8 protein-coding genes are annotated in these 9779 nt (G+C 60.1%); 1 reads left to right on the top strand and 7 read right to left on the bottom strand.

Annotated features, from left to right (window positions below; genetic code table 11):
• From HX846_RS10635 to treP, 4 genes are all read right to left on the bottom strand, one after another.
• The coding region (locus tag HX846_RS10635) for a glucose PTS transporter subunit IIA (protein ID WP_178965359.1) at positions 1-564 on the bottom strand (564 nt) is incomplete at its 3' end.
• 49 nt (positions 565-613) lie between these two features.
• Positions 614-1834, bottom strand: coding sequence for a carbohydrate porin (locus tag HX846_RS10630; RefSeq protein WP_032899755.1), 1221 nt, complete (start codon positions 1832-1834; stop codon positions 614-616).
• Positions 1835-1905: 71 nt separating this feature from the next.
• Positions 1906-3552, bottom strand: coding sequence for an alpha,alpha-phosphotrehalase (gene treC / locus HX846_RS10625; RefSeq protein ID WP_134325804.1), 1647 nt, complete (start codon positions 3550-3552; stop codon positions 1906-1908).
• Positions 3553-3618: 66 nt separating this feature from the next.
• Positions 3619-5061: a PTS system trehalose-specific EIIBC component gene (gene treP / locus HX846_RS10620; protein ID WP_008438268.1), complete on the bottom strand. Its 1443-nt coding sequence runs from the start codon at positions 5059-5061 to the stop codon at positions 3619-3621.
• Positions 5062-5296: 235 nt separating this feature from the next.
• Between treP and treR the strand changes: the two genes are divergently transcribed.
• Positions 5297-6001, top strand: a complete 705-nt coding sequence (gene treR / locus HX846_RS10615) for a trehalose operon repressor (RefSeq protein ID WP_003209636.1) — start codon at positions 5297-5299, stop codon at positions 5999-6001.
• A gap of 74 nt (positions 6002-6075) precedes the next feature.
• Here the strand turns inward: treR and guaA are convergent, their stop codons facing one another.
• From guaA to HX846_RS10600, 3 genes are all read right to left on the bottom strand, one after another.
• Positions 6076-7653: a glutamine-hydrolyzing GMP synthase gene (gene guaA / locus HX846_RS10610; RefSeq protein ID WP_003209644.1), complete on the bottom strand. Its 1578-nt coding sequence runs from the start codon at positions 7651-7653 to the stop codon at positions 6076-6078.
• Positions 7654-7735: 82 nt separating this feature from the next.
• Positions 7736-9205, bottom strand: coding sequence for an IMP dehydrogenase (gene guaB / locus HX846_RS10605; RefSeq protein WP_003209646.1), 1470 nt, complete (start codon positions 9203-9205; stop codon positions 7736-7738).
• A gap of 159 nt (positions 9206-9364) precedes the next feature.
• A partial coding sequence (locus tag HX846_RS10600) for a sugar ABC transporter ATPase (protein ID WP_178965358.1) occupies positions 9365-9779 on the bottom strand: 415 nt, incomplete at its 5' end.

Below are 9779 nucleotides of genomic sequence, written 5' to 3'. Positions count from 1 at the left end.
CGCCGCCGGGCGCGCATGCAGGCCGTTGGCGTTGGGCAAGGTCAGTGGCCTGGAGAACAGGGCGTCACCCTCCTCGTCTTTCACCTCGTCGGCAACGGCTTGCGGCGTGACTCGCAGCAGTGGCTGCCCCACGTCTACCAGGCCCTGCTCGGGCGTCAGCAGCTTGAAGGGCTCGCCACTGACCACCAGCATCAGGGTCAGCAAACTACGGGCATTGAGCGCCACGTAGTCGGCATCGAATTCAATCAGCGGTTGCCCGGCTTCCACCCGCTGGCCTTCCTCGACCAATCGGGTGAAACCCTTGCCCGCCAGGTTCACGGTGTCCAGGCCGATGTGCATCAGCACCTGGACGCCGTTGTCATCGGTGATGCTCACCGCATGACCACTGTCCTGGATATTGCTGATCACCCCGGCCAGTGGCGCGCAGAGGGTCTGCGAGGTCGGATCGATGCACAGGCCATCGCCGATCAGGCGACTGGAGAACACCGGATCAGGCACCTGGTCCAGGGCGAGCAGCACCCCGGACAATGGCGCCAGCAATTCCAGGGAATGGGTTGTGGTCATGACTTCACCTGCTGTTTGGTTCTGTAAAAATCATTGGGCATCGACGGCTTTATTTCCACCAGTACTCAACCTGCACACCAAAGTTGGAGCCATGCAACGCCGAGCCATAACTGCCGGTGTCGGACAACGCCGAACCTGCCGCCAGTTCATTGGCCGCACGCTTGGCCGCTTCGTTCCAGGTCGCGTAGGTGTAATACAGGCGCACTTCCGGTCGTGCCCAGAAATCCGGGCCTTTGGGCGACCAGGTCGGGGCGAACGTAAATTTGCTCAGCTTGCGCGTGCCACCGGTAGCCTCGACCTGATCATGACCGAGTTCGGTGACCAGCTTGAACTGTTCGGAAATCGCATAGGCCGGGCGCACGCCCAGCGACATCCAGGTCTGATCCTGGTTGCCCGGGCGAATATCCTTCTGGTACACGGCCTCGATCTGCCCGCCAAACCGCGGCGTCACTTGCCAGTCGAAGAACTCCACTGCGCGGTAGCTCTTGCTGCTTTTATCGAGGAACGTATCGCCGGTATAACCGAGGCCGGTGCCGGGGCCTTCGCCGTACTGCAGGGCAAATTTGTTGCGCCCGCCGAGGAAGGGTTTCTGCACATGCTGGGCGGTAATGGCCCAGCCGCTGTTGGTGTCACGGCCACCGGCTTTTTCGATGTAGCTCAAGCCCAGTTCCAGCTCGCCGCCGGGATTGGTCTTGAAGCCGGCCACGTTGAAGTCGTGACGGGTGGCGTATTCCTTCTGGTACAGGTTGTCCTTGCGGGAAAGCGCGTAGCTGTATTTCAGGTCGCCGATTTTCACGTCCTCGATACCACCGCCCGTGGCGCTCTGGTTCCAGTAGTAGAAGTCGGAGATATGGATGTCGTTTCGTTTGTAGTAGCGCCGGCCGGCCCACAGCGAACCGCCGTTGAGGCTGGGGATGTTCGACCACTGCGCATACATCTGCGGCATGCGTGCCGAGCCGTTGTCTTCGCCCTGGAACTTCAGCGCCCGGTCGTACTTGTTGTACAGCGAAGCCATGGCGTCGACGCTGAACACCGAGCCGTCGTCGAGGGTCAGCAGGTCCTGGCGCAATTCGAGTTCGGCGTACTGCTCGCACTCGTTGCCCAGGCGGTATTTGGATTGTGCACCCGGCAACTGGAAGCACTGCTGCTTGCCACTGCCGGTTGAAGTCCCCGCACCGCTACGCAAGTAGCCGGCAAATTCCAACGCCTGGGCTGCCATCGGCAAGGTCAGGCAGGATGCAACGAGGCCCAGCTTTATTGTTGTTTTCATGAAGCACTCCGATATTTTTATTATGTTTTTTTAAGCGCCCCGGCTCTCCCACGCCGGGGGTAAAGCGGGTCTCAGTCCTTGAGATGCAGCACAAACGATTCATACGGGCGCAGCGAGACCTGGCTCGAGCGCTGTGGGCAGTCGTTGTAGTTGCTGATCAGCAGGCGTTGCTCACTCGCCGCCGTCAGCAGGCCATCGGGCAGTTCGATCTGGCATGGCGTGCCGTAGAAGTTGTTCAGCACCAGCAGGCGTTCGCCGTGGCCTTCGCGCAGGTACGCCCAGACCTGGGTGTGCTGCGGCAGCAGTTGGCGATAAACGCCTTCCTGAATCAGCGGCTCATGCCGACGCAGCTTGATCAGCGCACGGTAGTGATGCAGTACCGATTGCGGGTCATCCAGCTCGCTTTGCACGTTGATCTGCGCCGCGTTGGCCGGGATGCCGATCCACGGTTCGCCGCGGCTGAAGCCGGCGTTTTGCTCGGCGTTCCATTGCATCGGTGTGCGGCTGTTATCGCGGGACTTCTGCATGATCGCCGCCATGCTCGATGCCTCGGACTCACCGGCCTCACGCTTGAGCCGATAGATGTTCAGCGTCTCGACATCCCGGTATTGGTCGATGGTGTCGAAGCCCGGATTGGTCATGCCCAACTCTTCACCCTGGTACACGAAAGGCGTGCCCTGGAGGAAGTGCAGCGCAGTGGCGAGCATCTTCGCCGAGACCACGCGGTGCTCGCCGTCGTCACCAAAACGCGAGACCACCCGCGGCTGGTCGTGGTTACACCAGAACAGCGCATTCCAGCCGCCACCGGCCTGCATGCCGAGTTGCCAGTCGGACAGAATCTGCTTGAGTTGCAGGAAGTCGAAGTCGGCCGCGACCCACTTCTGCAGGTTCGGATAATCGACTTTCAGGTGGTGAAAGTTGAAGGTCATCGACAGCTCTTTCGACTGTGGATTCGAATAACGAATGCAGTGCTCAAGGCTGGTGGACGACATCTCGCCGACGTTGATCAGGTCATGCCCCTCGAACACTTCACGGTGCATTTCCTTCAGGTATTCATGCACGTTCGGGCCGTCGGTGTAGAAGCGCCGACCGTCGCTGTTGTCTTCCGGAAAATCCGCCGGCTTGGAGATCAGGTTGATCACGTCCAGGCGGAAACCGCCCACGCCCTTGTCGCGCCAGAAGCGCATCAACTTGAACACTTCGGCGCGCACCTTGGGGTTGTCCCAGTTCAGGTCGGCCTGGGTGTGGTCGAACAGGTGCAGGAAGTACTGGCCGGTCTGCGCCTCGTATTCCCAGGCCGAGCCGCCGAACTTGGATTCCCAGTTGTTCGGCTGGTCGCGCCAGATGTAGAAGTCGCGGTACGGGTTGTCGAGGCTGCTGCGGGCCTGCTGGAACCACTCGTGTTCGATGGAAGTGTGGTTGACCACGATGTCGAGCATCAGCGTGATCCCGCGCTTGGCGGCTTCGCTGATCAGCAGGTCGCAATCGGCCATGGTCCCGTAGCTCGGGTCGATGGCGTAGTAGTCGCTGATGTCGTAGCCGTTGTCGCGCTGGGGCGAGCGCAGGAACGGGGTGATCCACAGGCAATCGACGCCCAGCCACTTCAGGTAATCGAGCTTGTCCACGATGCCCAGCAGGTCACCGGTGGCGTTACCCGCGTGGCTGTGGAAGCTTTTGGGGTAGATCTGGTAGATCACCGAATGTTGCCAGTTTTGCATGACGGGTTCCTTCAATCTGGAAATGCGATCAACTGTGGGAGCTGGCTTGCCTGCGATAGCGGTAGATCAGGCGACCCGGTATCCGGGCCGGACAATTTTCATGCTCAACACACAGGTCAAAACAAACGGCACGACAATCGCGACGACCATGCCGATGACAAAACTTGGGATGTACTGCGGGATGATCGAGATGAACCCGGGCAAGCCACCGACGCCGATGGCCGAGGCCTGCACCTTGTTCAGCGAGAGGAAAATACTGCCCAGCGCCGAGCCGGTCAGCGCCGCGTAGAACGGAAACTTGAAGCGCAGGTTGACCCCGAACATCGCCGGCTCGGTGATGCCGAAGTAGGCGGAAATCGCCGAGGTGGACGCCATGCTCTTGTCCCGCGCATTGCGGCTCATGTAGAACACGCCGAGCGCCGCGCTGCCCTGGGCCAGGTTGGACATGACGATCATCGGCCAGATAAAGGTGCCGCCCTGGGTGGAGATCAGTTGCAGGTCCACGGCGAGGAACATGTGGTGCATGCCGGTGATCACCAGCGGTGCATACAGCAGGCCGAAGATTGCGCCGCCGACCATCGGCGCCAGGTCAAACAGGGTGACCACGCCTTCGGTGATCAGGATGCCGAGGTGGCGCGTCACCGGGCCGATGATCGCCAGCGCCAGTACGCCGGTGACGACGATGGTAGTGATCGGCACCACCAGCAACTGAATGGCATTCGGCACCCGTGCCCGCAGCCATTTCTCAATCACGCTCATCACGTAGGCGGCCAGCAGGATCGGCAGGATCTGGCCCTGGTAGCCGACCTTCTCGATCTTGAACCAGCCGAAAATATCGAAGTACGGCAGGCTCTGGCCGTCGAGGCCGGCGACCGCCTTGCCGTAGTTCCAGGCGTTGAGCAGATCGGGGTGCACCAGCATCAGGCCGAGGACAATGCCGAGGATTTCACTGCCACCAAAGCGCTTGGCCGCCGACCAGCCCACCAGCGCCGGCAGGAAAACGAACGAGGTGTTGGCCATCAGGTTGATCAGGCTCCACAGGCCATCCAGGTTCGGATAGGCGTCGAGCAGGGTCTTGTCCGCGATGAACATGCCCTTGGCGCCCATCAGGTTGTTCACCCCCATGAGCAAGCCGGCAATGATCAGTGCCGGCAAAATCGGCATGAACACATCGGAGAACACCCGAACCAGGCGCTGCATCGGGTTTATTTTGTCGGCGCTTTTCTGTTTCACGTCCGCGATGGTCGACGCGGCGAGGCCCGTTTGCTCACGCAGGGCGGCGTAGACTTTTTCCACTTCGCCGGGGCCGATCACGATCTGGAACAGGCCGCCGGTGAAGAACGAACCCTTGACCAGGTCGACCTGGTTCAGCTCGCCGCTGTTGGCCAGGCTCGGGTCCTTGAGGGCCAGGCGCAAGCGGGTCACGCAGTGGGCAGCTTGCTCAAGGTTGTCGCTGCCGCCGAGGTTCTTGAGAATCTCGCGGGCAATATTCGGATAGTCGTGGCTCATGCTTGGTATCCACTCTGGTTTTTTTTATTGGGCGGTCATAGGCAGCACGCCGAAGCCAAAATTACTCGTCTGTACGAGTTAAAGCAATAACTCGTATGTACGAGTTTGAAAATGATTAATTTTCTGTTTTTTGAGTCAGAAATTTCCGAGTTCTACAATGGGTTGCATGGACAAACCCCATCGCTGCCACTAAGGTTCCTGCCTTGAACGCCAACGCGGCACAGAGCCCTTCCCCATGAGTAAATACAACCAGATCTATACCGATCTGCTTGCCAGCATCACCACCGAACGCCTGCAACGCGGCACGCGCCTGCCCTCCGAAACCGAACTGATGGACGCCTACCAGGCCAGCCGTGGCACGGTACGCCGGGCGATCGAGCAATTGCAGGAGCGCGGCTTCGCGCAAAAGATCCACGGCAAGGGCACCTTCGTGTTGTCACCCAACCCCATCGAGTTCCAGCTCGGCGGTATCGTCAGCTTTCGCGAGACCCATGCCGCCCTCGGCGACGACGTCAGTACCGAAGTGGTGGAGTTCAGCCAATTCCCGCTGGAAGGCCCGTTGATGCAACACATTGAGGCCGAAGCTGGCAGCCTGATTACCCGGGTCAAACGGGTGCGGCGGATCGACGGCAAACGGGTGATCCTCGACATCAACCACTTCGTCGCCGACCTGATACCGGGGCTGGATCGGGAGATTGCCGAGCAGTCGATCTATGCGTTTATCGAACAGACCTTGCAGCTGCAGATCAGCTATGCCCAGCGCACCATCGAAGCGCTGCCACGGGGAAAGGACGATCAGACACACCTGGACCTCGAAGGTCAGAGCCATGTGATCGTGGTGAGCAACCAGACGTTTTTGCAGGATGGACGGCAGTTCGAGTACACCGAGTCGCGGCATACGCTGGATAAGTTTTACTTTTCGGATATTGCGCGGCGGTAGACAAACGCCAGAAACACAAAACCCCGGCACCAGGCCGGGGTTTTGTTATTCAGCGCTCACCTGCTACGGCAGGATCATTCCCACTCAATGGTCGCCGGCGGCTTGCTCGACACGTCATAAGTCACGCGCGAAATACCTTCGATCTCATTGATGATACGACCGCTGACCGTCTCCAGCAGTTCGTACGGCAGGTGTGCCCAACGGGCGGTCATGAAGTCGATGGTTTCGACCGCACGCAGGGCAACAACCCAGGCGTAACGACGACCATCGCCTACGACACCAACCGACTTGACTGGCTGGAACACTACGAACGCCTGGCTGACCTTGTGATACCAGTCGGCCTTGCGCAGTTCTTCGATGAAGATGTGGTCGGCGCGACGCAGCAGGTCGGCGTATTCCTTCTTCACTTCACCGAGGATCCGCACGCCCAGGCCCGGGCCCGGGAAGGGGTGGCGGTAGACCATGTCGTACGGCAGGCCGAGTTCCAGGCCCAGACGGCGGACTTCGTCCTTGAACAGTTCGCGCAGTGGTTCGACCAGCTTGAGGTTCATTTCCTCAGGCAGGCCGCCCACGTTGTGGTGGGACTTGATCACGTGGGCCTTGCCGCTCTTGGCGCCTGCCGACTCGATCACGTCCGGGTAGATGGTGCCCTGGGCGAGGTACTTGATGTTGTCCAGTTTGTTGGACTGGGCATCGAATACGTCGATGAAGGTGCGGCCGATGATCTTGCGCTTCTTCTCCGGGTCGGACTCGCCGGCCAGGTTGTTCAGGAACTGATCTTCAGCGTTGGCGCGGATCACCTTGACGCCCATGTTCTCGGCGAACATGGCCATCACTTGCTCGCCTTCGTGCAGGCGCAGCAGGCCGTTGTCGACGAAGACGCAGGTCAGTTGGTCGCCGATGGCCTTGTGCAGCAGCGCCGCAACCACGGAGGAGTCAACGCCGCCGGACAGGCCCAGCAGGACGTTGTCGGTGCCGACCTGGGCACGTACGTTGGCGATGGCGTCTTCAGCGATCTTCGACGGGGTCCACAGGGCTTCGCACTGGCAGATGTCGAGGATAAAGCGCGACAGGATGCGACCGCCTTGCTTGGTGTGGGTCACTTCCGGGTGGAACTGCACGCCGTAGTAGCCGCGCTCGTCGTTGAACATGCCGGCAATCGGGCAGCTCGGGGTGCTGGCCAGGATGTGGAAGTCTTCCGGCATCCGGGTGACCTTGTCACCGTGGCTCATCCATACGTCGAGGCCAAACAGGCCGTCGGCGTCGATGTGGTCTTCGATGCCGTCCAGCAGGCGGCTCTTGCCGACCACGTCGACACGGGCGTAACCGAACTCACGCAGCTCGGAACCTTCAACCTTGCCGCCCAGTTGCTCGGCCATGGTCTGCATGCCGTAGCAGATACCGAAGACCGGCACGCCCAGGTCAAACACCGCCTGCGGGCAACGCGGGCTGTTGGCTTCGTGCACGGACTCGGGGCCGCCGGCGAGAATGACGCCTTTTGGAGCGAATTCGCGAATCGCTTCGTCGTCCATGTCGAACGGATGCAGTTCGCAGTACACGCCGATTTCACGCACGCGGCGGGCGATCAGCTGAGTGTACTGGGAACCGAAGTCGAGGATCAGGATGCGGTGGGCGTGAATGTCGAGGGCCATGAGATCAGTCTCGTCTAATGAATCAGAAACAACTCGGGGCTGAATAAGACAGCCCCGGTTACTTAACTATTTGCTGGAAGCATCAACCTACGCGGTAGTTTGGCGCTTCCTTGGTGATCTGTACGTCGTGTACGTGGGACTCGGCCATGCCGGCACCGGTGATCCGCACGAACTCAGGCTTGGTGCGCATTTCTTCGATGTCGGCGCTGCCGGTGTAGCCCATCGAGGAACGCAGGCCGCCCATCAGTTGATGGATGATGGCGCTCAGGGTGCCCTTGTACGGAACACGCCCTTCAATGCCTTCCGGTACCAGCTTCTCGGCGCCCGCGGAGGAGTCCTGGAAGTAGCGGTCGGAAGAGCCTTGAGCCTGGGACATGGCGCCCAGGGAACCCATGCCACGGTAAGCCTTGTACGAACGACCCTGGAACAGTTCGATCTCGCCCGGCGCTTCTTCAGTACCGGCGAACATCGAGCCCATCATCACGCAGGAAGCACCGGCGACGATGGCCTTGGACAGGTCACCGGAGAAACGGATGCCGCCGTCGGCGATCAACGGTACGCCAGTGCCTTCAAGGGCCGCGGCGACGTTGGCGATGGCGCTGATTTGCGGCACACCTACACCTGCAACGATACGGGTGGTGCAGATCGAGCCAGGGCCGATACCGACCTTGACCGCATCAGCACCGGCTTCGGCCAGGGCCTTGGCGGCAGCGCCGGTGGCAATGTTGCCGCCGATCACTTGCACGTCAGGGAAATTCTGTTTGACCCAGCGAACGCGGTCGATCACGCCTTTGGAGTGACCGTGGGCAGTGTCGACCACCACCACGTCAACACCGGCAGCCACCAGGGCCGCTACACGGTCACCGGTGTCTTTGCCGGTACCGACCGCAGCGCCTACGCGCAGACGACCTTGATCGTCCTTGCTGGCCAGCGGGTAAGCCTTGGCTTTTTCGATGTCGTTGACGGTCATCATGCCCTTGAGGGCGAATTTGTCGTCGACGATCAGTACGCGTTCGATGCGGTGCTTGTGCAGCAGCTCGCGCACATCGTTCTTGTCGGCGCCTTCCTTGACAGTAACGAGGCGCTCTTTAGGCGTCATCACTTCACGGACGGTGACTTCAAGACGGTTCTCGAAACGCACGTCACGGGAAGTGACGATGCCGACCAGGTCGCCATCGTGCAGCACCGGAACGCCGGAGATGTTGTGCAGGCGGGTCAGGTCGAACAGGTCACGAACGGTGGCATCGGCCTCGATGGTGATCGGGTCCTTGACCACACCGGCTTCGTAACGCTTGACCTTGCGAACTTCGGCAGCTTGCTGCTCGATGGTCATGTTCTTGTGGATGATGCCGATGCCGCCTTCCTGAGCCATGGCGATTGCCAAACGGGCTTCAGTGACGGTGTCCATGGCAGCGGAAACCAGAGGAATATTCAGCTCGATGCCACGGGTTAGGCGGGTCTTGAGACTGACTTCGTTAGGAAGCACCTCGGAATAACCGGGCACTAGGAGAATGTCGTCGAATGTCAGAGCTTCTTGGCTGATACGCAGCATCGCGGGGGCTCCCGAGCGGGAAAATGGAAGCGCGCCATTATAGTCAGACACCCCCTCGGGTTCAATGTAAAACTCTGACAAACTTGGTAATACTGATAGATGGATGATTTTTGCAGCACTGAGCGTTCCCACGCTCTGCGTGGGAACGCTCACATCGGATTAAAGTTCGACTTTGACCCAACTCATCTTCTGGTCCAGCCAGTCGGCAAATTCGTCGATAAAACTCTGCTTGAACCCCGCCTCCGCCCAGTTATTGAAGATGAATCCCAGGTTGGAAAAGCCGCATTCCTGCAGGAACAGGAAACCGTTGATGTCGTCCTCATGCCCACACAGCGGGCAGGTGAAGTTATCGGTGTGGCCGGGCATCCAGTCTTCCAGGCTTTCGAACAGGGCTTCGCCTACTTCCTTGAGGCACTCGGGACAGCCGGCCTCTTCCAGGAAGCCTTTGGCCGGGGTGTAGATGCAGCGCTTGTAGATGATCTCCAGGCCGTTGATCGGCTCGTTGAACGGCAGCGCGTCGGGGTGCAGCACCACGGCGCGGGCACCGTCGGCCAGGGCATAGCCCATGCGGTTG

Origin of the sequence: Pseudomonas sp. K5002, assembly GCF_013386655.1 — a bacterium.
Taxonomy (GTDB): Bacteria; Pseudomonadota; Gammaproteobacteria; order Pseudomonadales; family Pseudomonadaceae; genus Aquipseudomonas.
This window is presented reverse-complemented; position numbering and strand designations above follow the sequence as displayed.